Genomic DNA, 24,236 nt, shown 5'->3' with positions numbered 1-24,236 from the left:
CACTTGTTACTCCCACCGCGCAACCGCGCGGTGTCAGAAATCGTTGACGGCCGACGATGTGCGGTGAGAGGCGAGCGGTCCGCGAAACGCTAGGCCGGTCGCTCAGGCAGAAGATTTGGAGAGTCATGATGACATTAGCCCAGAACGAACGGAATAACGGACAGGCTGCCATGCAAGTACCGCCGGTGGTGTCGCCGCAGGACTGGGAGGCCGCCCGTCAGCAACTGCTCCTGAAGGAAAAGGCGCATACCCGTGCCCGCGACGCCCTGGCCGCCGAGCGCCGGCGCATGCCGTGGATGGAGGTGACCAAAACCTATGCGTTCGAGGGGCCCGGCGGCAAGCTCAGTCTGGCCGATCTGTTCCAGGGGCGGCGGCAGCTGATCGTCTACCGCGCCTTCTTCGAGCCCGGTGTGTTCGGCTGGCCCGATCACGCCTGCCGCGGCTGCTCCATGGTGGCCGACCAGGTCGCCCATGTCGCGCATCTGAATGCCCGCGACACCACGCTGGTGTTCGCCTCGCGCGCGCCGCAGGCCGACATCATCAGGCTGAAGCAGCGGATGGGCTGGACCATGCCGTGGGTCACCGTCACCGACAGCTTCGATGCCGATTTCGGCGTCGACGAATGGCACGGCACCAACGTGTTCTACCGCGACGGGACGCGCATCTTCCGCACCTATTTCGTCAAGAGCCGCGGCGACGAGCAGATGGGCGGCACCTGGAACTATCTCGACATCACCCCGCTCGGCCGCCAGGAGGTCTGGGAGGATTCGCCGAAGGGCTATCCGCAGACGCCGACCTACAAATGGTGGAACTGGCACGACAGCTACACGGAGGGCGCCGAGCCCGACAAGAAGTGGGTCGAGATCTCCGACGCAGGCGAGAAGGCGTTTCGCGAGGAAGCGGCGGAAGGACGTGACTAGTGGCGTGAGCGCAACCGCCGCTGCCAACCGGGACGGCGCGGCGGCGGCGCGCCATCTCGCCCGGTGGCTGGCGCTGGCGGCCACGCCGACCTTCGCGATCATGGCTGGGGTGACGGCCGTCGCCGGCAGCGGTTCGGCGGACATGCTCTGCTCCGCCGGGTACGCCTCTGCGCTCGGCGGGATGGTGCCGATGTATCTCCTGATGAGCGCGTTTCATGCTGCCGCGTGGCTGAGGCTGATTGCGGAGCGGCGGCGCGCACCTCCGCCGGAGTGAACGCCTCGTCCTTCGAGACGCGCGCAAGGGCGCGCTCCTCAGGATGAGGCTAACTGCGAGCAGTTCCGCGTCGACAATATTGCCGCACACTCAGACCTCATCCTGAGGGCCCGCCGCAGGCGGGCGTCTCGAAGGATGATGCGATCCGCGCTTTGCCAACTCATGCAATTCGGTGAAATCTCCGCGCATGAAGGCTTCCTTCTTGGCGCGGCTCCATTTCTTGAGTTTGCGTTCGCATTCGATCGCGTCGGTGCTGCGATCGAACCATTGCGAGAAGATCAACGTCACGGGGCGGCGCGACTTTGTATGGCTCTCGAACGTGCCGGTGTTGTGCTGGGCGATTCTGATGTCGAGCTCGGTGCGCGTCGTGCCGATGTAGTAACTGCCGTCGACGCATCTGAGAATGTAGAGCCAAGCGCCATCAGTCATCGTGAACGCCTCGTCCTTCGAGACGCGCGCAAGAGCGCGCTCCTCAGGATGAGGCTAACTGGCATATGCGGTCTTGCGCAAGAGTTGCGTGAACACTGGCGGCCGCGCACTCCGCCCTCATCCTGAGGAGCCCGCCATCGGCGGGCGTCTCGAAGGATGCGCCACGATTTCCGACGCAAGCCTGAACGCGCGGTTATCGCCTGCCCGCCGCCTGAAGATACGCAACCACCTTCGCCGCTTCATCGGGCGAGATGCCGCCATATGGCTGCATCTTGTTGCCCGACACCACCTCGTCCGGCTTGACCATGAAGCGCGAGAGCTTGTCCTCGTCCCAGATGAAACCGGCATCCTTCATTGCAGAGGAATAATTGTAGTCCGGCAGCGAGCCGGCCTTGCGTCCCAGAATTTTGTTGAGGTTGGGACCGAGGCGGTTGTCGCCTTCCTTCGCGGAATGGCAGGTGCGGCAGGAATTGTTGAAAGCCTGCTGCGCTGCCTCATCGCCCGCCGGCTGCTGCGCGAACGAGGAGGGCGCGGACAGGAGCAGCGTCAGTAGGACGGCGCTGGCGAGGCCGTGCAGCCGCTGATATCGCGAGGATTGCAGGCGTGATTGCATGTGCGCCTCCGTCAGGGATCCGCGCCGCAGCAAGCGCGCGCCGACACGTCGAGGGCAAACGAAAGCGGCCCCGGCGGGGTTCCGGGGCCGTTTGCGTCACAATGTCCTGTCGCTTAGCGCGCCGTGGTTCCGAGCTCCGCGCGGCGCTCCGTCATCGGCAGCACCACGACCTTGGTGCCGACGTTGACGCGGGAATAGAGGTCGGTGACGTCGTCATTGGTCATGCGGATGCAGCCGGACGAGACGCGCTTGCCGATGGTGTCGGGGGCGTTGGTGCCGTGGATGCGGTAGATGGTGCCGCCGAGATACATGGCGCGGGCGCCGAGCGGATTGCCGGGGCCGCCGGCCATGTGGCGCGGCAGATAGGGCTGGCGGGCGATCATCTCCGGCGGCGGTGTCCAGGCCGGCCACTCGGCCTTGCGGGTCACCGACTGCACGCCGGACCAGGTGAAACCGTCGCGGCCGACGCCGATGCCGTAGCGGAGCGCCTGGCCGTTGCCGAGCACGTAATAGAGATAAGTGTTGGGCGTATCGATGATGATGGTGCCCGGCGCTTCGCGCGTTGCGTAGGAAACGGTCTGGCGGCGGAAGCGGGCCGGCATCTCGACGGCGTCCTGATCCTCGGACGGCTCGGTCTGATAGGTCGGCGCCTGATAGGGCTGGTAGGGCTGGAACGGCTGCGGCGCCGCGATCGGCGGCAGCGGCTGGAAGAAGGGGAACAGCTGCACCGGCGCGGCCTTGGCGCTACCCGCCAATGCGATGGCGGAGACCGCGACTGCGCCAAAAGCAACGGCGCGCGAAAACGTCTTGAACGTGTCCAGATTGAACATGTGATCGCCCCTGTTTGCTCGGTGGTTTCGGCCACCGCGGCACCGTTGCGGTGCTCTGTTGCCTGGATCACTAACGGAAAAACGTTTCGGGACATTTGCGCGGAAAACCGAAAACGGTTTCACCGCGGCAAGGATTGTTTCATGACAGTTTCGTGGCCCGGTCCACCGGGCGCCGCACAAAACCGGCGGCCGACACTTCTGTGACGTCACACGCCTGAAATATCCATGGTTGATGGTCGAAAGCCGAGAATCATCAAACTCTCGGGATTTTCCCATGCGGGTATTAATCGCGACCGACGCCTGGCATCCGCAGGTCAACGGCGTGGTCCGGACACTGACCTCGCTGGCGAATGCGGCCAGGGGTCTCGACGTCGAGATCGACTTCCTCACCCCGGACGGCTTTCCGTCCTGGCCGCTGCCGACCTATCCGGGCCTGCGCTTTGCGCTGCCTTCGGCGAAGGAGATCGCGCGGCGGATCGAGAGGTGCGCGCCGGATGCCCTGCATATTGCGACCGAAGGGCCGATCGGCTGGGCGGCGCGGGCCTATTGCCGTCGCAACCGGCTCGCCTTTACCACCTCCTACACCACGCGCTTTCCCGAATATATCTCGGTACGGACCGGCATCCCGGCGGCGGTCGGCTATGCCGTGCTGCGCCACTTCCACGATGCCGCCGCCATGACCATGGTGGCGACGCCCTCGCTGCGGCAGGAGCTGTCCGAGCGCGGCTTCAAGCGGCTCGGCTTCTGGACGCGCGGCGTCGACACCGAGCTGTTCCATCCGGATAGCCCCGCCAAGCTCGATCTGCCGCGCCCGATCTTCATGACCATGGGGCGCGTGGCGGTGGAGAAGAACCTCGAAGCGTTCCTCTCGCTCGATCTGCCCGGCACCAAGGTCGTCGTCGGTGACGGTCCGCAGAAGGCGGCGCTCGAAAAGAAATATCCGGACGTGATGTTCCTCGGCGAGAAGAAGGGCGCCGATCTCACCGCGCATCTCGCCGCCGCCGACGTGTTCGTGTTTCCGAGCCTGACCGATACGTTCGGCGTGGTGCAGCTCGAGGCGCTGGCCTGCGGCACGCCGGTCGCGGCGTTTCCGGTGACGGGGCCCAAGGACGTCATCGCCGATCATCCGATCGGCGCAATCGATCACGATCTGCGCACCGCGTGCCTGCGCGCGCTGACCATGTCGCGCGAGACCTGCCGCAATTTTGCGCTGGAGCGCTCCTGGGAAAACAGCGCGCGCCAGTTCGTCGGCAATCTCACCTCCCTCCAGCCCAGCCGCGTCCTGCGCGCCTCGCCCCGCATGGCGCGGCGGCCGGTGCGCGGCTGATCATTCATTTGAACCACAGCGAGAACCCATCGATGGCCAAGATCATGAACCTTGACGGCACCCAGCAGCTCGACCTCACCCGCGGAACGGTCGAGCAGGCCTATGATCGCTGGGCGCCGGTCTACGATCTCGTGTTCGGCGGCGTGTTCGCCAAGGGCCGGCAGGCGGCGATCGCGGCCACCAACAAGATCGGCGGCCGCGTGCTCGAGGTCGGCGTCGGCACCGGCATCTCGCTGCCGCTCTATGCGCCGAACCTGCGCATCTTCGGCACCGACATTTCGGAAGCGATGCTGGACAAGGCGCGCCGGCGCGTCGCCGAGGGCGGATTGAAGAACGTCGAGGGTCTCGCGGTGATGGACGCCGAGAAGCTCGAATTCCCCGACAATTCCTTCGACGTCGTGATGGCGCAATATGTCGTCACCGCCGTGCCGAACCCGGAGAAGGCGCTCGACGAATTCGCCCGCGTGCTGCGTCCCGGCGGCGAGCTGATCATCCTGACCCGCGTCAGCGCGGATGCCGGCATGCGCCGCTTCATCGAGCAGAAGCTGCAGCCGGTGGTGCGTCCGCTCGGCTTCCGCACCGCCGAGTTCGCCTGGTCGCGCTATGCCAAGTGGCTGGCCGGCGCCCACGGCATCGAGCTCGCCGAGCGCCGCCTGATTCCGCCGCTGGGTCATTTCTCGCTGGTGCGCTTCCGCAAGGTCGACGTCGCCAAGGCGGCGTGAGAAAGGCGGCGTGAGCTAAAGCTCACGCGTCGCGTGCGTCACCGCGCCGCTGCGTGCCGTCACATGACAAGATGATGTTGTCACACGGCGTACATCGAATCCCTGTAACCCCGTACCCGAAAGCATTTTGGGGAAGAGCATGATCAAGAATTATCTCGAGCAGCTGCGGATCCAGCGCTGGGACGACCATCGTTACTATCACCACAGCCGCATCAATCAGAGCCTGCATTTCGTCAGCGCGCTGAGCTTCCTCTTCGCCTATGTCTGGCTGTTCGTCGATCCCGTCGTCTCCGCGCTGGTGGGCTGGCTGGTCTCGATGACCTCGCGCCAGGCCGGCCATTTCTTCTTCGAGCCGCATACCTACGACCACATCAACCAGGCGACGCACGAGCACAAGGAAGAGATCAAGGTCGGCTACAACCTGCAGCGCAAGGTCGTGCTGATGGCGATCTGGGCGGCCTCGCCGCTGGTGCTGGTCGCCGACCCCACGCTGTTCGGCCTTTTCACGCCCTGGGCAAGTGCGACCGACTTCATGCGGCAGGTCGCCAAGATCTGGCTCGTGGTCGGCGGCGGCGGCCTGTTGTTCCGCACCGTGCACCTGTTCTTCATCCGCGACGTCGAGACCGGCCTCGTCTGGATGACCAAGATCCTGACCGATCCGTTCCACGATTTGATGCTCTATCGTGGTGCGCCGCTGGCGTTGATGCGCGGCGAGCTGATGGATCCGGGCCTGCACCTCAACCCCGAGCACACGCTGGGCCTCATCGGCGAGCCCGTGCTCGAAGAGCAGCACGCCTGAGCGCGCCGCGCATATCGAACACTCCGATGTCGAACGGTTACGTCATGCCCGGGCTTGTCCCGGGCATCCACGTCTTGGGGGCTTTTTCGCCGTTGCTCGCGCGGGGGCAGGGGGCCGCCGTAAGCGCTGTCATTCCGGGATGGTCCGAAGGACCAGACCCGGAATCTCGAGCTTCCGGGTTCGGCTCTTCGACCCGCCCCGGAATGACGGTGGTGGTTAGCGGGGGACCGACCTCAACGTCCAAAACGCTTGGCCAGCATTTCCTTCAGGATCTGCCGCTTGATCTGCTTGTTGGTGAGCGCGCCGTCGTGCCACCAGAAGCCGTCGGCCTTCATCTTCTCGGCGGCGCGGACGAAGCGCTCGGCAACCTCGGTGAAATCGGCGTCGGTGTAGTTGAGGCTGAAGATCAGCCGGCCGGTGCCGACCCAGCTCAAGGCCAGGCCCTCGGCGCGCAGATAATATTGCAGCATCCAGTTGTAGCGGGATGGTGTGGTGTATTTCACCGTCCAGATCGACGAGAAATTGGCGAACCGCACCGGCAGGTCGGCGCCTGCCATCATCTGGTTGAGCTTCTGGACACGGCCGTTCCAGGTTTCATCGAGGCCCTCATACACCGCGCGAAAATTCGGGCTGGCGAGGCGGCTCAAGAACTCGTCCATCGCCGTCATGACGTAGGGGTGCGAGTTGAAGGTGCCGCGGGCGAAGCAGATGTCGGCGGGGCGGTCGTCGCGGAAGCGGCGCATCAGCTCGCTTTTGCCGCAGACAACGCCGACCGGCAGGCCGCCTGCGAGGCTCTTGCCGTAGGTCACCATGTCGGCCTTGACGCCAAAGTATTCCTGGGCGCCACCGGCGGCGAGACGGAATCCGACGAAGACCTCGTCGAAGATCAAGACGATACCGCGCTCGGTGCAGACTTCCCGAAGCTTCTTCAGCCATTCCGTGTAAGCTGCGCGATCGAAATTGCCGCCGCGGGAGGAATCGACCAGCGAGGAATCGCCGGGCGCGTTGACGTTCGGGTGCAGGCCCTGCAGCGGATTGACCAGCACGCAGGCAATGTCCTTGCGCGTCTTCAGCACGTGCAGCGTCTTCTCCGACATCTCGGCGAGGGTGTAGGTCTCGTGCGCGGCAATGGGATTGCCGACGCCGGGCTGCACGTCGCCCCACCAGCCGTGATAGGCGCCGGCGAAACGAACCAGATGGGTGCGCCGGGTGTGGTAGCGCGCGAGGCGCACGGCCTGCATCACGGCCTCGGTGCCAGACATGTGGAACGAGACCTCGTCGAGGCCGGAGATCTGGCGGAGCCGCTGCACGTTCTCGAGGATGACGGGGTGATAAGGGCCGAGCACCGGGCCGAGCGCATGCGCCCGCTTCTCCGCGCCCTCGATGCACTCCTTGTAGAAGTCGTTGCCGAAGATGTTGACGCCGTAGGACCCGGTGAGGTCGTAGGAGGTGTTGCCGTCGACGTCAGTGACGGTGACGCCGCTGGACGATTCCATGAAGGTCGAGGTGCCCAGATGCTCGCGGACGAGACGCGAGAACTGGAACGGCACGCGGTAGCTCTCGGTGAAGTTCAGGTCGGAAATCGTCTCCGCCGCTTCCCTCGTCATCGCGCGGCCCTTCGGGTAGCGCTCGGCGTAAAGCTTGCCGAGGCGGAAGAAGGCGTCCTTACGCCGCGCGGCGATGTTCGCCGGTGCGCCGTCGCAGGAGAAGTAATCGCTCTCTCCGAACTCGTAGAACGGGAGCAGCTTTGCCACCCGGCGCGACATCTTGGAGTGTCCGGCGAGCGAGCGGTGCTTGGCGCGGGACAGTTCGACCCGCGCCTTGATCTTCGGGAGGACGGCGGCAGCGGACGCTGCGGCGGCCACGGACATCGAGAGAATCGGGAGTGTCGTTTCCATGTCAACAAGCGCTAATACTGTGAGCTGACAGATTCATGACAGTCAAAGCCCTCATCGCCTCCTTCACCCAGCAGGAAGATCTCAACTTCCTGTTGACCAACCGCATTCCCCGCGCGGCGCTGACCCGCTTCATGGGCTGGTTCTCCAAGATCGAGAATCCGCTGGTGAGGGACTTCTCGATCGCGCTGTGGAAGCTGTTCTCCGATCTCGATCTGTCGGAGGCACGCAAGACCCATTTCAAAAGCCTGCACGATTGTTTCACGCGGGAGCTGAAGCCCGGCCTGCGGCCGTTTGATCCGGATCCCTCCATTGTCGCCAGTCCGTCGGACGGCATCGTCGGCGCCCACGGGAAGATCGCCGACACGGAGCTGTTCCAGGTCAAAGGGGCGCCTTATTCGCTGCTCGACCTCGTCGGCGATTCCGCGCTGGTTGACCAGCACCGCAACGGCAGCTTCGTCACGCTGCGGCTGACCTCGAGCATGTATCACCGCTTCCATGCGCCCCATGACGCCCATATCGAACGCGTCACGCTGATCCATGGTGACGTCTGGAACGTCAATCCGATCGCGCTGAAGCGAGTCGAGCGCCTGTTCTGCAAGAACGAGCGCGCGGTGATCCGCACGCATCTTTCGACCGGCGAGGCCGTGACGCTGGTGCCGGTCGCTGCGATCCTGGTCGCGAGCATCCGCCTGCACTTCCTCGACATGGTGCTGAACGCGCAGACGCGCGGGCCGGTCAACTTCCCCTGCGACGTCAAGGTGGGCAAGGGCGAGGAGCTCGGCTGGTTCGAGCACGGCTCGACCATCATCATTCTCGCGCCCGGCGATTTCAGCTTCTGCGACGGCATCGCCGAGGGCACGCGGATTCGCGCCGGTCAGGCGCTGCTGAGGAGAAAGTAGCCTTCAATCCGCCGTCCCCGTCGCCTATATCGTTCGCGGGGACGATTTGACGACGACGGATTTGGTGATGGCGCGGGCGCCGGTCATGGCGGCGGGTGGTATTGTGCTGCGGCGAGGCTCTGTCCCGCTGATCGCGGTCGTGCGCCAGCGCAAGCGCAACGAATGGGTCTTGCCCAAGGGCAAGCTCGATGACGGTGAGACGCCGAAGGAAGCCGCGCACCGCGAGGTGCTGGAGGAGACCGGCCACGACGTCGCCGTGCACGAATTTCTCGGCACGCTCGTCTACCAATCCGGCGGTCGCTCCAAGGTCGTGCATTTCTGGCGGATGGAGGCCGAAGGCGGGCCGGTCCGCAAGCTGATGAACGACATCAAGGCGGTCGACTGGCTCGCGCTGGACGATGCGATCGGGCGTCTCTCGCGCGAATATGAGCGCGCGTTCCTGACACAGATCGGCCCGATCGCGCTTGCGGCGTCGGGGCTGGTGCCTGCAGACGTGGCGTCGCCAACGCCCATTTCCGAGTCGGCGTCGCCATTGGCGAGCGACGAGATCGACGCAGCCTTGCAGACGCTGACGCCGGCCGAAGCCGCCTCCGTCGACGAGTTGCGGCACGGCCTGTTGCAGAAGGTGAAGGCCTGGCTGCGCGGCGAGGCGTGAGTTGTCGGTACCTCTCTCCGCGTTGACGGTGCACCCTCGCCCCTTGTGGGAGAGGGTGGCTCGCCGCAAAGCGGCGAGACGGGTGAGGGATTCTCTCCGCGCGTTTCCAACTCTCAATTGAACGTGCGGAGAGAACCCCTCATCCGGCGCTTCGCGCCACCTTCTCCCACAAGGGTAGAAGGAAAAAAGTCACCGTCGCTCCTTCTCCTTCGGTGGCGGTATCGGCTTGCGCGGTGCTGCGGGGCGTGGTGCGGCGGGGAGGCGTTGCTGGAATCCGCCTTGGCGTTGGATGCTCGGCGGTTGAACCGCGGGTGGCTGGCCCGGCTGCAGGCCGGTGCGCGGCTGTTGCGGCTGCGGGGCTGGTGGCTGCGTCCCGCCCGGTTGCGGCGGCACGATTCCGCCGGGGGGAATTCGTCCATTGCGCTGCGGCTGGGTTTGCTGCGCGCCGTTTGGCTGTGAGCCTTGTCCGGCCCGCGGCGCACCCGGACGTCCCGCGCCTTGCTGCTGGCCGGACTGCGGTCGCCCCTGTTGCGGGCCTCGCTGTTGCCCTTGTTGCAGTCCTTGCCCCGCACGCGGTGCGCCCGGCTGCACCGCGCCACCTTGCTGTCCCTGGCCCTGTCGCTGCGGCGGCTGGGCGCCTTGCCGGCCCGGCGTGCCCGGCTGCTGCTGACCCGGACGGTTGTTCTGGCCGGGGTGGCCGTTCGGGCGCTGCGGCTGCTGGGCGGGCACGGTCGCCGGCCGCAATTGCTGCTGCTGCGGCGGCTGGCTGGGGCGCGGAATGCGGCTGAGCGCGGTCGGATTGGCGCGGCGGAAGTCGCGCTGCTCGGTGACGATCTGGCGGCCGGTGGTCTGGGCCAGATGAACCTGGCTGACGAAGCCGCGGTCGCGCGCGATCTGCTGTGCGGGAATCGTGATCGGCACCGCGGCGAAGCGCATCGTGCCGGCAACGGCGGCACCGGGCCGGATCGCAAAGCCGCTCGCACCTTGCGTCAGTGCGCCGAGCCGCGTGCCGCTGGTGCGGTCGTCGACGTCGATGTGACCGACGCGGCCGTCGGCATCGGGATAGAGCTTGATGTTGACGTTGTTGGCGCCGCCGGCGGTTGCGCCTTCGGGCACGTCGACGACACCGGTGGTGCCGCGGATGCCGAGCGTCGCCGTCGGCGTCGTGATCTTCATGTCGCCGGTCTTGGCCACCGCCGCCGCGACGAAAGCGACCGTGCCCTTGCCGATGTCGAAAATCCCCGAGTTCTGCTTGCCGCCGTCCTCATAGACGTAATTGTCGATGGTGATCTTCGAGCTGGCGGAAAGGTTGAACGTGGTGGCGTCGTTGAAGGTGATGCCGAGCGTCGAGTTCGACGAGGTTTGCACGACATCGTTGAGATAAATGTCGTCGCGTACGCGCAGCGGATAGGAGTTCTTGTCGCGGATCACGGTCGCGATCCCCGTGACGGTCGCGACGTTGCCGATCGGCTCGACGGCGGCGGATTGTGCATCGGTCGCGGGTGCCGGCGAGGCGGCGGGTGTCGGGGAAGGCGCGGGTTCGGCTTGGGCTTGGGGCTGCGCCTGCGCGATCTCGATCGTCTCCGATGCACAAGCCGCGCTGCTGCCTGCCAGCGGCAATGCCGGCAGCACGAGCGCGAACACGAAGCGGCGCCAAGCCAGCATTGATGTCACGAAGAGGTCCCGGTGAGAACGCGAGGCGAGATCAGCGGATTTCAGCCGGGGCGACCTGAATGGCGGATGAACGCGTGTGGTGCGGGGGGAGGACGAGCTGTCCCCACACCGTCATGGCCGGGCCTGGTGTTTAGTCCGGAGACATGGCTGACACCTGTTCGGACACATCACTGACAGATGGGTCGTTGGTCAAGTCGATCGAAGCGACCTGCCAACTGGCGAAGAAGATTCCGTAGTGGCCGTCGCGGTCCAGTGGCCGAATGGCGAGGCGTTCACGTGCGAAGGCCTGGGGAACTTTCCAGAAGCGCCCCTTGAAGGAGATGTAGGGTCTGGTCGATGAGACCCTGCGCACGATCTCGCCGCTGTTGTATTCGACGTTCGGAACACGGGCGGGCATGGCCCGAGCACTCGGCCGGAAGCGATCGGCGGGGACCTGCATATCGAGGCCTTCGTGGGGACGCTCCAGATTATAGACCGGGCGCCAGGCATCGAGGGCCCGCTGGACTTCCGGCAGAGTGCGGAAGCGGCGCATTGCAAAGACCTCAGCCTTCAGGGTGCGGTGGAAGCGTTCGTTCTTGCCGCGCGCCTGCGGATGGCACGGCCTGGCATGCACCACCCGGACGCCAAGCTTGAGCAGCCACACCTTCAGCCCGGTCCAGCGAACGCCAGACGTATCGCCCCAAGGGGAGCCGTTGTCGGTGTAGAAGGCCTCCGGCAAGCCATAGCAGCGGAACGTTGTCGTCAGGTGGTTCTGCACGGTGAGACGCTGCTCGTCGGCGCAGGCCTTCAGGCATAGGACATAGCGCGAGTGATCGTCGACGATCGTGAGCGGGTGGCACCGCGTCCCGTTGGCGAGCGGCAGATGCCCCTTGAAGTCCATCTGCCACAGCAGATTGGGAGCTTCCTTCTCGAACCGATGGCCCGGATTGGGCGGTGCATTCTCGCTCGGTTTGACCCGCCCGTTCCGGCACAGGATCTGATGCACCGTCGATGGCACGGGCACCGTCTGGCCGCTCCGCTTCAAGCAATGGGAGATCTTGCGCGCTCCCCAGGCCGGATGCTTGTCGCGCACCGCCAACACCTGTGCCTCGATCGCAGCTTCACTGCGCTTGGGCATCGCATGCGGGCGCCGGGAGCGGTCGGCCAGCTCCCGATCGCCAGCCTGCCAGCGTCGCAACCATTTGTAGCCGACGTCGGGGCTGATGTTGAACCGTTGGCACAGCTCACGCCGGTTGACGCCTTCCTGCAAAGCCAGCCGCACGAACTCGTGGCGTTGATCCATTACTGACACCTCATTCCACGGCATGGACGGCCTCCCGAATCGGACCAATCCAGCCATTGTTGACGTGTCAGCTATGTCTCCGAACACCCGTCAGTGATCTGTCCGGGCTAAACACCTGTCCCGGCCATCCACGTCTTGATTGCGGTACGAAGAACGTGGATGCCCGGGACAAGCCCGGGCATGACGAACGATTGTGTATGTGGCGCGAGATCCCGGGTTCGATGCATTCGCATCGCCCGGGATGACACCTTCGGTGTCAGCTCACGCGCTTCCAGGTCTGGCCGCCGCAGAACATGCCGCCGAAGGCGCAGCCCTGCACGCGCATCGCATTCGGACCCTTCATCGCGATGGTCGAGTCGTAGTTGCGGCCGGAGTTGGGATCGTGGATGCGGCCGCTCCACTTCGAGCCCTCGGGCTTCATGTTGATCAGGATGCGCTCGTTGGTCTTCTCAGCATAGCCGCACAGATTGGCGCCGCACTGCTCGACGCGGACATTGCCCTTGTTCTCCTCGGTCGCCCACACGCCGATCGGAGAGTTCGGGGCGGCCACGGGCGCCGCAGCCACCGGGGCCGGAGCAGGTGCGGGAGCAACCGCGACCGGTGCAGGAGCGGGAGCAGGAGCCGCAACGGGCACGGGCGGCGTCGCATTGTCGTAGCTGGCAGACGGAGCGGCGGCCGCCGTCGCTGCCGGAGCGGGCGCCGCAGGCGCGGCCGGGGCGGTAGCCTGGACCGGGGCCTGCTGCACGGATTGTTGCTGCACCGGAGCAGGCGCGGGTTGCGCAGTGGTGGCCGGAGCCGGTGTGGTGTCGACGTCATCGTCCTTGGAGCCGCCGAGGCCCTTGAGGTTGATGTTGTTCAGCTTGATTGGCTTGTCCGACAGGCCCGGCGCGACGATGGTCACGCAATTGAGCGAGGCGCAGTTGCGCGGCGTCTCGATGCGGATGTGCTGGCCCTCGATCTGGAACGAGATCGTATTTCCGCCGGCATGCGCGGCGGCGGTCGACGCCAGGAAGAGTGCGGTGGCGGCGATGGTGAGCTTGTTCATGACAACCTCCGAAAATGGCGTGGTCCCGATGGACTGAAGTCGCCGGTGGGTGAAGCGTGGTTCGACCCTACGCGGCGCTGGCGGGGCGTTCTGTGATGGGAATCACAACGGCTCCAGAGGCCAGGGTGAGCCAGCGCACATCCAGCCGCCGTTCATCCCGCATAACCTGTCCCGACACGACAGGAGGCGCCGATGACCCGGCTTCTGACTTCGCTTGGCACATTGATCGCTTTGACGCTGGTCGCGCCCGCAGCCGAGGCCGGCTCGTATTCCTTCTCGATCGGCGGCCACCGCTTCCATGTCGAGGCGGCCAAGACGTGCCGGTCCACATCCTGTGTGTCGATCTCGTCCAATCGCAGCCTTCGGCCGGTGGCAGAGACCGCAACGAGACCGGCCCCGCCGCCGGCGCCAATTGTCCAGGCGCCAGTCGCTCCGGCCGCTTCGATTCGTCCGCCGCCGACGGCCGTGGTCGCGACACCACCTGCGCCTCCAGCGCCCATCCTTGCCGCGACGACGTCGCAGCACGTTGTGCCGCCGCAGGCCCCAAAACCAGAGACATCAAGACCTGAGGCGCTGAATCCCAATCCGCCGCGGGTTGACTTGCCGCGCCTCGATCCGCCGCGCATGGAGCCGCCGCCCGCTCCGAGCCCGGAGATCAAGCAGGCCGTGACGGCCGCGCAGCGCAACGACGAGGCGCAGGGCTATACGCCGCTCGGCGAATGGGAGAGCGTCGGCGCCAAGGGCACGGTGCGCATCGAGCGCTGTGGCCCCGCGCTGTGCGGTTACGCGCTGACCGAGGCTTCAAATCGCGGCGAGAGCGTGCTCGTCAACATGAAGCCGAAAGCGCACGACGTCTGGACCGGCAGCATCTACAGCCGCTCCAGCGGACGCACCTATTACGGGACGATGACGCTGAAGGGCTCCGGCAGGCTTCACGTCGAAGCCTGCGCGATCGGCCATTTCTGGTGCTCCGGCAACGACTGGACGCGGGTCGAGGCGCCGCGCGTGCAGTTGCTCACGACGTCGCGGCAGTGGAGCGAGCGGTCGTAGTTGGTGCTTGTAACCCTCCCCTGGAGGGGGAGGGTCGATCGCGCGAAGCGCGAGCGGGGTGGGGTGATCTCTCCACTCAGGTACTGTTGGATGGGGAGAGACCGTCACCCCACCCCGCTGCGCATTCCGCTTCGCTACATGCGCAGCGACCCTCCCCCTCCAGGGGAGGGTAAGAGAGCTGTCGTGGTCGACTGTTGCTCCTAGACCATGCCGAGCACGATGGCGCCGACGAAGGCCATGGCGAGGTACGCGGTGACTACGCTCAGTCTCCCGGCGAACGTCATGAGGTCGCTCCCTCCACGCGCGTCAGATTCCGCGCGAGCCCTCATGGTTAACAGAAAGTCTCGCCGCGAAAAAGTCAGCCTTGCTGCCGCTCAGCGTCGGCAGCATTTTGGTTCGCGCCGGCCGGCATGGTTAAAGAACAGTGAAACCAACGTGTTGAAGAGTCTTTAAGTAAATTCACCGAACGTGCGTGCATGACGCGCGGAGTTCGTTTGTATCTCGTCGGCTCCATCGTCCTTGTTTCGCTAGCGGGTTGCGGTCGCGGCTTCTTCCAGGCCGAGCGCGAGCCATGGCGGGCCGAGGCAGAAGCCGCATGCCTGAAATCGGGCGCGGTGAAAGAGGGGCCGGATCTCGTCCGGATCGATCCTATCTCCGGGCCCGGCATGTGCGGCGCCGAGTTTCCGCTCAAGGTCGCCGCCCTCGGCGAAGCCTCGAGCAGCTACGGCTTTGCCGACGAGGAGTTGCGCCCGCCGGGCAGCATCGGCGGCCAGCCGCGCTGGCCGGTGACGCAGCCGCGGTCGAATTATCCGCAAGCCCAGAATTATCCGGCATCGGCCAACCCGCAGCGTTCGAACTATCCTGAAAGCGCGGTGCGCCAGCCCGCCGGCTATGGTGCATCGTCCGGGCCGATGTCGCTGAACGCGCCCGGCGTGGAGTCGCAGGAAGACGAGATCGACCTGCCGCCCGATGGCACCGACGCCGCGGGTGCCTCGCGCTACATGAATGCGCCGAGCTATCCGGCCCGGCCGGCGCCTTACTCGCAGGCGCCCGCGCAGCAGCCGCTGCCGCGCCTCGGCCCTGCCCAGGGCAATCCCGTCACGACCGTCGGCCCGGTCGCGATCAAGCCGACCGCGACGCTCGCCTGTCCGATCGTCTCCGAACTCGACCGCTGGCTCGCCGACACCGTGCAGCCTTCGGCGATGCGCTGGTTCGGCGTCCGCGTCGCTGAGATCAAGCAGATCTCCGCCTATTCCTGCCGCGGCATGAACGGCAATCCGCATTCTCACATCTCCGAGCACGCGTTCGGCAACGCGCTCGACATTGCCGCCTTCGTGCTCGCCGACGGCCGCCGCGTCACCGTGAAGGACGGCTGGCGCGGCATGCCGGAGGAGCAGGGATTCCTGCGCGACGTGCAGTCGGGCGCCTGCGCGCATTTCACCACGGTGCTGGCGCCGGGATCGAACGTCTATCACTACGATCACATCCACGTCGATCTGATGCGCCGCGCCAGCCGCCGCCTGATCTGCCAGCCCGCCGCGGTCTCCGGCGAAGAGGTCGCCTCGCGAGCGCAGTCGCGCAGCCCCTATGCCGGCAGGCGCGATCCTTACGTCACCGGGTCGCTCGGGACGCACAAGGCGACGCGCAAGCAGGCGGAGGACGACTACGCCGACGACTAGAGCATTTTCGGTTCTGATTGAATCAGAACCGAAGCTCTAGATTCTTGTTTTGGCGCGTTTTCTTCACGCGAACCGGTGTCCACTTCGCTCGAAAACGCTCTCGTCACGCCTTTCGCGGCTAGCCACGAGCCGTGATCGTCGTCCCGCATGTCGCTTCGCTCATGCGGGCTACGATCTGCGAGAAAATCATCGCGACGCTGTCTTCGAGGGGCCGGGCACCAGCCCCATGCAGCGCTGCACCTCGCCCGGGACGTTGTAGGTCCGCATGATATGGCGGCTGTCGCGCAAGCCGGTCGCCTCACGCTGCACCACGAACATCCAGAGCGCCTGACCGGCTTCCAGCACCAGCTTGCGCCGCGCCGGCTGCATCGAGACCGGAACTTCCGGCAGTGCGTGAGCGGCGTCGAACTCACGCAAACGCGCCAGCGCCTGCTCCAGCGTGCGCCCCATCCGTCCAAGCGCCGAGGCCTGCTCCTGGACGATCTCATAATGGAGGATATCGACGGGCGGGCGAAGATCACGGGACATGGCCGCAAATATAGTGCTGCCTGTCCCGTCTGCGCAACGCGCCGTTACTTCGTCCGATACGCCGCCAGGAACATCCGCGTCGCGCTGCCGACCACCTCGGTCATGCGCTCCACCGATGGCGCGGGCGCGGCCTGGAACACGAAGGGCAGGAAGAGGGAAGCCTTGCACAGTTCCATGAACTGGGAGGCGGCAAGGTCGCAATCGTCGATATCGAGATTGCCGGAACCAACGCGGGCCTGGAGATAGGCGGAGAGGCGGTTGATGCTCTTGTCGAGCACGCGCGCATAGTAGCGGCGGCCGACATCCGGCATGCGTTCGGCGATCGCCATCACGGTGCGGATCGCCGATCCGCCACCGGGCCGGCAGACCAGGTGAAGATAGGCGAGGCCGAACTCCTTCAGCGTGGTCTCGGCATCGCGCGCGGGATCGAAATTGAACACGACCTGGCCGTGCTGGAGTGCCTCCTGCTCGAGGATGGCTTCGAACAGCGCGCATTTGTCGGCGAAGTAGACGTAGAGCGTGCCCTTGGAGACCTGCGCCGCGCGCGCGATCTCGCCCATGCTGGCGCCGTCGAAACCGAGATCCATGAACACCTTGCGGGCGCCGTCCAGGATCTGACGACGCTTGGAGCCCTCCTCCTCCTGGATGACGTGCAGTTGGTCGTGGCCGGCTACAACCATTGGTTCAGGGTCTCGGAAGGTTTTTGAGTCGGGTCTGCGGCCATGAAACCCGAATAAAGGATTCTCGTCAGTAGGGTTCGGCCGGGAATATTATGTATATTGACCGAACCGTTCGGTCAATGGTATTTGGATCAGCGAGCGGAGAGCGGGCCAGAGGCCTGCCGTCTCCTTGATCGCGTTTTTTGGGGAGGCCTTTATGGCCGTATCGAGAGACCAGGCTGCGCGCGTCCTTCGCCAGGAAGCGGTGGAGGAGCACGCGGGTGGTGACGCTGCGATCGAGGGCTCTGCACCCCTTGCCGAGCAATTGCGCGCCCATGTGGCCGAGGAGGCCAAGCGCCGCACCGCTGAGGCGCCGGAAAAGCCCGTGACCGACAAGCCGGCCGCATCCGCACGGGACGTACCCGCCGCCGGCGCTGCCAAAGCCGGCAAGCGCAAGTTCGTCCTGATGGGCGTTGGTCTGGTGCTGGCGCTCGCGGCCGCGAGCTACGCCGGCTACTACACGCTGGTCGGCCGCTTCTACATCTCCACCGACGACGCCTATGTCCGTGCCAACAACACCATGCTGGGCGCGCGCGTGTCCGGACACATCGCCGCGGTCCTCGCCGGCGACAACACGCCGGTGAGAGCCGGCGACATCGTCCTGCGCATCGACGACGGTGACTACAAGATCGCGGTCGATGCCGCCGCGACGAAGATCGCGACCCAGCAGGCCACCATCGATCGCATCGGCCGCCAGATCGCGGCGCTCGACAGCCTGGTGGCGCAGGCCAAGGCGCAGCTTGTCTCGGCCCAGGCGGGCCTCAAGCGGGCCGATCTCGATTACGAGCGCCAGCAGGCCCTCAGTAACAAGGGATTTGCCTCGCGCGCCACCTTCGAGAGTTCGGAGGCCGGTCGTGACCAGGGCGCCGCCGCGGTCAAGGCCGCGCAGGCCGCCTACGACGTTGCCGTCAGCAATGTCGATGTCGCCAAGGCCCAGCAGGCCGAAGCGCAAGCCCAGCTCGCCGAGCTCAAGACCACGCTCGCCAAGGCCGAGCGCGATCTCAGCTTCACCGCGGTGCGTGCGCCGGTCGACGGCACGTTCTCGAACCGTCTCGTCAACACCGGCGACTTCGTCGCGGTCGGCCAGCGCCTCGGCAATGTCGTGCCGCTCGACGAGGTCTATATCGACGCCAATTTCAAGGAAACGCAGCTCAAGCGCATTCGTCCCGGCCAGCCGGTGATGATCAAGGTGGATGCCTACGGCATGCGCAAGTTCTCCGGCGTGGTCGACAGCATCGCGGCGGGCGCGGGCTCGGTGTTCACGCTGCTGCCGCCCGACAACGCCACCGGCAACTTCACCAAGATCGTGCAGCGCGTGCCGGTCCGCATCCGCGTGCCGAAGTCGGTGGCGAAGCAGAATTTGCTCCGCGCCGGCATGTCGGTCTACGCCACCGTCGACACCAACAAGGGCGCAGCCGACGCCGACAGCGAGGTCGATCTCGACGATCCCACCGCGATCCACCCGCAGTAAATCGCGATCCCAGCGCTGCGAGGTCGGACCATGGCCAATGCCACGACTGCATCACCTGCCATGATGGCGGCCCCTGCTTCGGACCGCATCGCGCCGAAGCGGCTGTTCGCCTTCATCATCATGGTGTTCGGGATGTTCATGTCGATCCTGGACATCCAGATCGTCTCGGCGTCCTTGAGCGAAATCCAGGCTGGCCTGTCGGCGAGCTCCAGCGAAGTCTCCTGGGTGCAGACCGCCTATCTGATCGCCGAAGTCATCGCGATCCCGCTGTCGGGATTCCTGTCGCGCGCCTTCGGCACGCGGCTCTTGTTCGCGATCTCGGCGGCCGGCTTCACCATCTCGAGCCTGCTCTGCGGCTTTGCCACGACCATCGAGGAGATGATCCTCTGGCGCGCGCTGCAGGGCTTCCTCGGCGCCGGCATGATCCCGACGGTGTTCGCCTCGGCCTATACCGTGTTCCCGCGGTCGAAGTTCCACATCGTCGGTCCCATCATCGGGCTTGTCGCGACCCTCGCGCCCACGATCGGGCCGACGGTCGGCGGCTACATCACCGACCTGATGTCGTGGAACTGGCTGTTCTTCATCAACGTCGTGCCCGGCATCGGCATCACGCTGGGCGTGCTGGCGCTGGTCGATTTCGACGAGCCGCATTTCGAATTGCTCGACCGCTTCGACTGGTGGGGCCTGTCGTTCATGGCCGGCTTCCTCGGCACGCTCGAATATGTGCTGGAGGAGGGGCCGCAATATGAATGGCTGCAGGATACCTCGGTCGCGATCTGCGCGTGGATCTGCGCGATCTCGGCGATCGCCTTCTTCTGGCGCGTCTTCACGGCGGCCGAGCCGATCGTCAATTTGCGTACCTTCTCCAACCGCAATTTCGCGATCGGCTGCGTGCTGCAGTTCTGCATCGGCATCGGCCTCTACGGCCTGACCTACATCTATCCGCGCTATCTCGCCGAGGTGCGCGGCTACAGCGCGCTGATGATCGGCGAGACCATGTTCGTCTCCGGCATCACCATGTTCCTGATCGCGCCGCTGGTCGGCCGTCTCATGGTGAAGATCGACATGCGCTACATGATCGCATTCGGCCTCGTCGTGTTTGCGATCGGCTCCTACCAGATGACCTGGATCACCCGCGACTACGATTTCTACGAGCTGCTGGTGCCGCAGATCCTGCGCGGTGTCGGCATGATGTTCGCGATGGTGCCGACCAACAACATCGCGCTCGGCACGCTGGCGCCCGACCGGGTGAAGAACGCATCGGGCCTGTTCAACCTGATGCGCAATCTCGGCGGCGCGGTCGGGCTCGCCGTCATCAACACCGTGCTCAACGACCGCACTGACCTCCACATCACCCGCCTCCAGGAGCGCGTGACCTGGGGCAACGCCACCGCGACCGAAACCCTCACGATGTTCATGCAGAAGTTCCAGGGGCTCGGCGATTCCACGCTGATGGCGATGAAACAGCTCTCCCAGCTCGTGCACCGCCAGGCCGTGGTGATGAGCTTCGGCGATGCCTTCTTCGTGCTGACGCTGTTCTATCTCGGCCTCAGCCTGCTGGTGACGCTGCTGAGCAAGCCGGTCTCGCCGACCGCCGGCGGCGACGCGCACTGAGCCCACGCACTCGCTGTCGTCGTCCGGCTTGACCGGGCGATCCAGTATCCCAGAGGCCGGCGTTGGAGTGCTCGCTGTCGCCACATGCGCTGCGGCGTACTGGATGCCCCGGTCGAGCCGGGGCATGACAGCGGAGATGAGGTGGGAGCAACGCCCACCCAAGCGGTGCGCTACTCCGCAAACCAAATTGCAACACTCATCCGTGATCTCGCGCGAGCCCCGTTGCAAAGCGCGAGCGGCACATCTATAAAGCGCACCTCATTCAATCGAACCGGGAGGGATTTGCATGATTTCGTCGCATTCGCAGATCGTACGCCCGCGCTCGATGATCGTCTGGTTCGGTATGTACGCGGCCTGCTAGAGGCCTCTTCCGCCAGCTTCGATTGGGCGCCACGTCCCGATCGCTCCTCTTCCCAAGTCAAAGCCAACTTCAAGTGACGCCCGTCCGGCCCTCGCGGCCGGCCCGCGTCCATCGATGGAGCCGGCCCGCACAAAGCGGCCGGATGATGTCATGACCGCTCTGTCCAAGAAGCCCGCGGCGATACGCGTGGTACTGCCCTTCGTGTTCCGGCACTGGCTGAAACAGCCGGGGCGGGGGCTCATCGTGGCCGGTGGCCTGCTGGGTGCGACCGTCGCCGACCTGTTCATGCCCGTATTCTCGGGACAGCTGGTCGACGCGCTGACGCGCGGCCCGTCCGATCCTGCTGCACGCCATGCGGCTTTGGTGGCCTTCGGCGCCATCGTGGCGCTGGGCGCGGCCGCCGTGGTGCTGCGGTTGACCGGCCTGCAGGCGATCGTGCCGTTCACGCTCAAGACCATGTCGGACGTCGCGCAGGAGACCTTCACACGCGTGCAGCGTTTCTCCACCGACTGGCACGCCAACTCCTTCGCGGGCTCCACAGTGCGCAAGATCACGCGCGGCATGTGGGCGCTCGACCTGCTCAACGACACCATCCTGATGGCGTTGGCACCGTCGCTGCTGGTGCTGATCGGCTCGATGGTCCTGATCGGCCTGCACTGGGCGTCGCTCGGCGTGGTGATCGCGGTGGGGGCGATCTTCTACGTCACCATCACCGTGGTGTTTTCGACGCGCTACATCGCGCCGGCCGCGCGGGTCTCGAACGCGTGGGACACCAAGGTCGGCGGCACGCTGGCGGACGCGCTCACCTGCAACGCGGTGGTGAAATCCTTCGGCGCCGAGCTGCGCGAGGATGTGCGACTTGCGCGCGTCATCGGCCGCTGGCGGGTGCGGGTGCGGCGGACCTGGCTCCGCTACAACTACACGGCCATGGCGCAGCTGTCGCTGCTGTTATGCCTGCGCGCGTCGGTCATTGGCGGTTCGGTTCTGCTGTGGATGTACGGCCACGCCTCGCCCGGCGACGTCACCTACGTGCTGACCAGCTACTACATCATCCATGCCTATCTGCGTGACGTCGGCATGCACATCAACAACCTGCAGCGTTCGGTCAACGACATGGACGAGTTGGTGGCGATCCACGCCGAGCCCATCGGGATTGCGGATGCTGAGGACGCACGGCCGATTGCGATCGAAGGCGGCGAGATCGTGTTCGACGACGTCACGTTCCATTATGGCGGTCATCACGCGCCGCTGTACGACGGCTTGTCGGTGAAGATCCGCGCCGGCGAACGGGTCGGCCTGGTCGGCCGGTCGGGCTCCGGCAAGACCACCTTCGTCAAGCTGGTGCAGCGGCTCTACGACGTCACCGGCGGCCGCGTGCTGATCGACGGGCAGGACATCGCGCACGCCACGCAGCAATCGCTGCGCAGCCAGGTCGCGATCGTGCAGCAGGACCCGATCCTGTTTCACCGCTCGCTCGCCGAGAACATCGCCTACGGCCGGCCGGGCGCCAGCCTCGAGGCGATCGAGCATGCGGCGCGGCTTGCGAATGCGCACGACTTCATCCTGCGCCTGCCGAAGGGCTACGGCACGCTCGTCGGTGAGCGCGGCGTGAAGCTGTCGGGTGGCGAACGGCAGCGCGTGGCGCTGGCGCGGGCCTTCCTGGCGGACGCGCCGGTGCTGATCCTGGACGAGGCGACCTCGAGCCTCGATTCGGAATCGGAGGCGCTGATCCAGCAGGCGATGGAGCGGTTGATGAAGGGGCGCACCTCGGTCGTGATCGCGCACCGGCTGTCGACGGTGAAGAGCCTCGATCGCATCCTGGTGTTCGACCGCGGCGAGATCGTCGAGCAAGGCACCCACGCCGTGCTCGCGCGCAAGCCGGACGGCATCTATCGCGGCCTGTTCGAGCGCCAGGTGGTGGAGCTCGGGCATATCGCGGCAGCAGAGTGAGGCGCGCGGCGGCGGGCGAGCGTCCCGCCGCCAAGGAATACGTCAAGGAATACGTCGAGGAAGCCGTCAAGGATGAAATGTCATGAAAGACCTGACGAACGGCTCCATCGTGAGACATATCCTGGCCATGGCGCCTCCGATCATGGCCGGCATGATCTCGATCATGATCTGCCAGCTGGTCGATCTGTATTTCGTTTCGGGCCTGGGCGATGCCGCCGTTGCGGGTGTCGCTGCGGCCGGCAACGCCGGCTTTCTCGTCAACGGGCTGATGCAGGTGCTCGGCGTCGGCACGGTCGCGCTGATGGCGCATGCCGTGGGACGTAAGGATCGGGCGGACGCAAATTTGATCTTCAACCAGGCGGTCGCGCTGTCGGTGCTGTTCGGCCTGTTGACCCTGGTCGCCGGAGCGGTGCTGTCTCGCTTCTACATGCGTTCGATCGCCGCGGACCAGGCCACGATCGAGGCGGGAACCGCTTATCTGCTGTGGTTCATGCCAGCGCTCGCTCTGGAGTTCGTCATGCAAGTGATTGCGTCCGCGCTCCGCGCGACCGGCATCGTGCGCCCCGCCATGTTGGTGCGGGTGCTCGCGGTCGTCATCAACATCGCGCTGGCGCCGGTGCTGATCTCGGGCTGGGGCACCGGGTACGCGCTCGGCGTTGCCGGCGCGGGGCTGGCGAGTTCGATTGCGGTCGCCATCGGCGCTCTGATGCTGCTGGCGTATTTCCGCAAGGTCGAGCGCTACGTCGCCTTCAATCCGGCGCAATGGCGTCCGCAGCCGCACCATTTGAAACGCATTCTCAACGTCGGCCTGCCGGCCGGCGGCGAGTTCGCGATGATGTTCATCTTCATGGCGGTCGTCTACTACGTGCTGAGCGATTTCGGCGCGGCGACGCAGGCCGGATTCGGCATCGGGCAGCGCGTGCTCGGCCTGATCCACATGCCCGCGCTCGCGGTGGCGCTGGCCGCAGGACCGATCGCCGGCCAGAACGTCGGCGCGGCCGACGCTGCGCGTGTGCGGGAAACCTTCGTCAAGGCCGCGCTGATCGTCACCACCGTGATGACCGGCTTCATGATCCTAGCGCAGGTGAGGCCGCAACTGCTGCTAGCGGGCTTCTCGAACGACCGCGAGACCATGGAGATCGCATACCTGTTCCTGCGGATCATCTCGCTCAACATGATCGCACAGGGTCTGATCTTCACCTGCTCGAGCATGTTCCAGGCCCTCGGCAACACCAAGCCGGTGCTCCTGAGCTCGGCGACGCGCGTGTTCACCTACTCGCTGCCGGCGATCTGGCTCTCGACGCGGCCGGGCTTTCGCATGGAGTACGTCTGGTACCTGTCGGTCGCGGCGACCACGCTCCAGGCGGGCTTGAGCCTGTGGCTGCTGCGCCGCGAATTCAGGAAGCGCCTGACGCCGGTTCGACCGGCGGAGACCGCAGCGCAGGCCGAGGCTGATGCCGTGGCGCCGCCCGCGCGTGCGCCGGCCTAGCCGCTTGT

The 24,236-nt window shown here is 65.7% G+C and carries 22 protein-coding genes; 13 read left to right on the top strand and 9 right to left on the bottom strand.

What is annotated here, in order from left to right; translation table 11 throughout:
- Positions 1-128 precede the first annotated feature (128 nt).
- Together UNPF46_RS02305 and UNPF46_RS02300 are read left to right on the top strand one after the other, a co-directional pair.
- Positions 129-920, top strand: coding sequence for a DUF899 domain-containing protein (locus UNPF46_RS02305; protein WP_502705476.1), 792 nt, complete (start codon positions 129-131; stop codon positions 918-920).
- Positions 913-1,194: a hypothetical protein gene (locus UNPF46_RS02300; protein WP_142248901.1), complete on the top strand. Its 282-nt coding sequence runs from the start codon at positions 913-915 to the stop codon at positions 1,192-1,194. The genes UNPF46_RS02305 and UNPF46_RS02300 overlap by 8 nt, the downstream gene beginning before the upstream one ends.
- A 90-nt stretch (positions 1,195-1,284) precedes the next feature.
- Here UNPF46_RS02300 and UNPF46_RS02295 read toward each other — a convergent pair whose 3' ends face one another.
- The 3 genes from UNPF46_RS02295 to UNPF46_RS02285 form a co-directional block, all read right to left on the bottom strand.
- Positions 1,285-1,623, bottom strand: coding sequence for a GIY-YIG nuclease family protein (locus UNPF46_RS02295; protein WP_142248900.1), 339 nt, complete (start codon positions 1,621-1,623; stop codon positions 1,285-1,287).
- A gap of 193 nt (positions 1,624-1,816) precedes the next feature.
- Positions 1,817-2,236 (bottom strand): c-type cytochrome, encoded by a 420-nt coding sequence (locus tag UNPF46_RS02290; RefSeq protein WP_142248899.1) that lies wholly within the window; start codon positions 2,234-2,236, stop codon positions 1,817-1,819.
- Between the two features lie 113 nt (positions 2,237-2,349).
- On the bottom strand, positions 2,350-3,066 hold the full coding sequence (locus UNPF46_RS02285; protein ID WP_142248898.1) for a L,D-transpeptidase: 717 nt from the start codon (positions 3,064-3,066) through the stop codon (positions 2,350-2,352).
- A gap of 274 nt (positions 3,067-3,340) precedes the next feature.
- On the opposite strand from UNPF46_RS02285, the gene UNPF46_RS02280 reads away from it, so the two are divergent.
- The 3 genes from UNPF46_RS02280 (at position 3,341) to UNPF46_RS02270 (ending at position 5,914) form a co-directional block, all read left to right on the top strand.
- On the top strand, positions 3,341-4,393 hold the full coding sequence (locus UNPF46_RS02280) for a glycosyltransferase family 4 protein (protein ID WP_142248897.1): 1,053 nt from the start codon (positions 3,341-3,343) through the stop codon (positions 4,391-4,393).
- 32 nt (positions 4,394-4,425) lie between these two features.
- Positions 4,426-5,115: a class I SAM-dependent methyltransferase gene (locus UNPF46_RS02275; RefSeq protein WP_100178453.1), complete on the top strand. Its 690-nt coding sequence runs from the start codon at positions 4,426-4,428 to the stop codon at positions 5,113-5,115.
- Positions 5,116-5,254: 139 nt separating this feature from the next.
- Entirely contained in the window at positions 5,255-5,914 is a 660-nt protein-coding gene (locus UNPF46_RS02270; protein ID WP_142248896.1) for a hypothetical protein, read from the top strand.
- Positions 5,915-6,147: 233 nt separating this feature from the next.
- On the opposite strand, the gene UNPF46_RS02265 is transcribed toward UNPF46_RS02270, so the two are convergent.
- Positions 6,148-7,812, bottom strand: a complete 1,665-nt coding sequence (locus UNPF46_RS02265; RefSeq protein ID WP_142248895.1) for an aminotransferase class III-fold pyridoxal phosphate-dependent enzyme — start codon at positions 7,810-7,812, stop codon at positions 6,148-6,150.
- A 35-nt stretch (positions 7,813-7,847) separates the two neighbouring features.
- On the opposite strand from UNPF46_RS02265, the gene asd reads away from it, so the two are divergent.
- Together asd and UNPF46_RS02255 are read left to right on the top strand one after the other, a co-directional pair.
- Positions 7,848-8,711 (top strand): archaetidylserine decarboxylase, encoded by an 864-nt coding sequence (gene asd / locus UNPF46_RS02260; protein ID WP_100178456.1) that lies wholly within the window; start codon positions 7,848-7,850, stop codon positions 8,709-8,711.
- 67 nt (positions 8,712-8,778) lie between these two features.
- Positions 8,779-9,366 carry an NUDIX hydrolase gene (locus tag UNPF46_RS02255; protein WP_142248894.1) on the top strand — a complete coding sequence of 196 codons (588 nt, stop codon included), beginning with the start codon at positions 8,779-8,781 and terminating at the stop codon, positions 9,364-9,366.
- Positions 9,367-9,555: 189 nt separating this feature from the next.
- On the opposite strand, the gene UNPF46_RS02250 is transcribed toward UNPF46_RS02255, so the two are convergent.
- The 3 genes from UNPF46_RS02250 to UNPF46_RS02240 form a co-directional block, all read right to left on the bottom strand.
- Positions 9,556-11,031 (bottom strand): FecR family protein, encoded by a 1,476-nt coding sequence (locus UNPF46_RS02250; protein WP_181769746.1) that lies wholly within the window; start codon positions 11,029-11,031, stop codon positions 9,556-9,558.
- Between the two features lie 139 nt (positions 11,032-11,170).
- The gene (locus UNPF46_RS02245) at positions 11,171-12,346 is read right to left on the bottom strand and encodes an IS481 family transposase (protein ID WP_142248892.1); all 1,176 of its coding nucleotides are present in this window, start codon (positions 12,344-12,346) and stop codon (positions 11,171-11,173) included.
- Between the two features lie 232 nt (positions 12,347-12,578).
- A complete protein-coding gene (locus UNPF46_RS02240) occupies positions 12,579-13,367 on the bottom strand; it encodes a DUF2147 domain-containing protein (protein ID WP_142248891.1) in 789 nt (262 codons plus the stop codon).
- 192 nt (positions 13,368-13,559) lie between these two features.
- Between UNPF46_RS02240 and UNPF46_RS02235 the strand changes: the two genes are divergently transcribed.
- Together UNPF46_RS02235 and UNPF46_RS02225 are read left to right on the top strand one after the other, a co-directional pair.
- Positions 13,560-14,417 (top strand): DUF2147 domain-containing protein, encoded by an 858-nt coding sequence (locus UNPF46_RS02235; RefSeq protein ID WP_142248890.1) that lies wholly within the window; start codon positions 13,560-13,562, stop codon positions 14,415-14,417.
- 476 nt (positions 14,418-14,893) lie between these two features.
- The gene (locus tag UNPF46_RS02225) at positions 14,894-16,096 is read left to right on the top strand and encodes an extensin family protein (protein ID WP_142248889.1); all 1,203 of its coding nucleotides are present in this window, start codon (positions 14,894-14,896) and stop codon (positions 16,094-16,096) included.
- Between the two features lie 186 nt (positions 16,097-16,282).
- Here UNPF46_RS02225 and UNPF46_RS02220 read toward each other — a convergent pair whose 3' ends face one another.
- Together UNPF46_RS02220 and UNPF46_RS02215 are read right to left on the bottom strand one after the other, a co-directional pair.
- Positions 16,283-16,624 carry a DUF6665 family protein gene (locus UNPF46_RS02220; RefSeq protein ID WP_142248888.1) on the bottom strand — a complete coding sequence of 114 codons (342 nt, stop codon included), beginning with the start codon at positions 16,622-16,624 and terminating at the stop codon, positions 16,283-16,285.
- Positions 16,625-16,668: 44 nt separating this feature from the next.
- Complete coding sequence (locus UNPF46_RS02215) at positions 16,669-17,304, bottom strand: TetR/AcrR family transcriptional regulator (protein WP_142248887.1); 636 nt, start codon at positions 17,302-17,304, stop codon at positions 16,669-16,671.
- A gap of 196 nt (positions 17,305-17,500) precedes the next feature.
- Between UNPF46_RS02215 and UNPF46_RS02210 the strand changes: the two genes are divergently transcribed.
- From UNPF46_RS02210 to UNPF46_RS02195, 4 genes are all read left to right on the top strand, one after another.
- Positions 17,501-18,814, top strand: a complete 1,314-nt coding sequence (locus UNPF46_RS02210) for an HlyD family secretion protein (RefSeq protein WP_142248886.1) — start codon at positions 17,501-17,503, stop codon at positions 18,812-18,814.
- Positions 18,815-18,844: 30 nt separating this feature from the next.
- Positions 18,845-20,428 carry a DHA2 family efflux MFS transporter permease subunit gene (locus tag UNPF46_RS02205; protein WP_100178465.1) on the top strand — a complete coding sequence of 528 codons (1,584 nt, stop codon included), beginning with the start codon at positions 18,845-18,847 and terminating at the stop codon, positions 20,426-20,428.
- A 511-nt stretch (positions 20,429-20,939) separates the two neighbouring features.
- Positions 20,940-22,739 (top strand): ABC transporter ATP-binding protein, encoded by a 1,800-nt coding sequence (locus UNPF46_RS02200; RefSeq protein WP_142248885.1) that lies wholly within the window; start codon positions 20,940-20,942, stop codon positions 22,737-22,739.
- A gap of 82 nt (positions 22,740-22,821) precedes the next feature.
- Positions 22,822-24,228: an MATE family efflux transporter gene (locus UNPF46_RS02195; protein ID WP_142248884.1), complete on the top strand. Its 1,407-nt coding sequence runs from the start codon at positions 22,822-22,824 to the stop codon at positions 24,226-24,228.
- Positions 24,229-24,236: the final 8 nt, after the last annotated feature.

The organism is Bradyrhizobium sp. UNPF46 (assembly GCF_006658625.1).
In the GTDB taxonomy this organism is placed as follows: domain Bacteria; phylum Pseudomonadota; class Alphaproteobacteria; order Rhizobiales; family Xanthobacteraceae; genus Bradyrhizobium; species Bradyrhizobium nitroreducens.
Note: the sequence above shows the minus strand (reverse complement) of the source record. Positions and strands in the feature narration are given on the sequence as shown.

What these genes read in the sequence shown, in the direction of transcription:
- UNPF46_RS02275 (WP_100178453.1), top strand. Translation starts at nt 4,426, where the DNA reads ATGGCCAAGATCATGAACCTTGACGGCACCCAGCAGCTCGACCTCACC.
- UNPF46_RS02205 (WP_100178465.1), top strand. Translation starts at nt 18,845, where the DNA reads ATGGCCAATGCCACGACTGCATCACCTGCCATGATGGCGGCCCCTGCT.
- UNPF46_RS02250 (WP_181769746.1), bottom strand. Translation starts at nt 11,031, where the DNA reads ATGCTGGCTTGGCGCCGCTTCGTGTTCGCGCTCGTGCTGCCGGCATTG.
- UNPF46_RS02280 (WP_142248897.1), top strand. Translation starts at nt 3,341, where the DNA reads ATGCGGGTATTAATCGCGACCGACGCCTGGCATCCGCAGGTCAACGGC.
- UNPF46_RS02225 (WP_142248889.1), top strand. Translation starts at nt 14,894, where the DNA reads ATGACGCGCGGAGTTCGTTTGTATCTCGTCGGCTCCATCGTCCTTGTT.
- UNPF46_RS02255 (WP_142248894.1), top strand. Translation starts at nt 8,779, where the DNA reads ATGGCGCGGGCGCCGGTCATGGCGGCGGGTGGTATTGTGCTGCGGCGA.
- UNPF46_RS02220 (WP_142248888.1), bottom strand. Translation starts at nt 16,624, where the DNA reads ATGTCCCGTGATCTTCGCCCGCCCGTCGATATCCTCCATTATGAGATC.
- UNPF46_RS02200 (WP_142248885.1), top strand. Translation starts at nt 20,940, where the DNA reads ATGACCGCTCTGTCCAAGAAGCCCGCGGCGATACGCGTGGTACTGCCC.
- UNPF46_RS02305 (WP_502705476.1), top strand. Translation starts at nt 129, where the DNA reads ATGACATTAGCCCAGAACGAACGGAATAACGGACAGGCTGCCATGCAA.
- UNPF46_RS02240 (WP_142248891.1), bottom strand. Translation starts at nt 13,367, where the DNA reads ATGAACAAGCTCACCATCGCCGCCACCGCACTCTTCCTGGCGTCGACC.
- UNPF46_RS02245 (WP_142248892.1), bottom strand. Translation starts at nt 12,346, where the DNA reads ATGCCGTGGAATGAGGTGTCAGTAATGGATCAACGCCACGAGTTCGTG.
- UNPF46_RS02195 (WP_142248884.1), top strand. Translation starts at nt 22,822, where the DNA reads ATGAAAGACCTGACGAACGGCTCCATCGTGAGACATATCCTGGCCATG.
- UNPF46_RS02265 (WP_142248895.1), bottom strand. Translation starts at nt 7,812, where the DNA reads ATGGAAACGACACTCCCGATTCTCTCGATGTCCGTGGCCGCCGCAGCG.
- UNPF46_RS02210 (WP_142248886.1), top strand. Translation starts at nt 17,501, where the DNA reads ATGGCCGTATCGAGAGACCAGGCTGCGCGCGTCCTTCGCCAGGAAGCG.
- UNPF46_RS02285 (WP_142248898.1), bottom strand. Translation starts at nt 3,066, where the DNA reads ATGTTCAATCTGGACACGTTCAAGACGTTTTCGCGCGCCGTTGCTTTT.
- UNPF46_RS02235 (WP_142248890.1), top strand. Translation starts at nt 13,560, where the DNA reads ATGACCCGGCTTCTGACTTCGCTTGGCACATTGATCGCTTTGACGCTG.
- UNPF46_RS02290 (WP_142248899.1), bottom strand. Translation starts at nt 2,236, where the DNA reads ATGCAATCACGCCTGCAATCCTCGCGATATCAGCGGCTGCACGGCCTC.
- UNPF46_RS02215 (WP_142248887.1), bottom strand. Translation starts at nt 17,304, where the DNA reads ATGGTTGTAGCCGGCCACGACCAACTGCACGTCATCCAGGAGGAGGAG.
- UNPF46_RS02270 (WP_142248896.1), top strand. Translation starts at nt 5,255, where the DNA reads ATGATCAAGAATTATCTCGAGCAGCTGCGGATCCAGCGCTGGGACGAC.
- asd (WP_100178456.1), top strand. Translation starts at nt 7,848, where the DNA reads ATGACAGTCAAAGCCCTCATCGCCTCCTTCACCCAGCAGGAAGATCTC.
- UNPF46_RS02295 (WP_142248900.1), bottom strand. Translation starts at nt 1,623, where the DNA reads ATGACTGATGGCGCTTGGCTCTACATTCTCAGATGCGTCGACGGCAGT.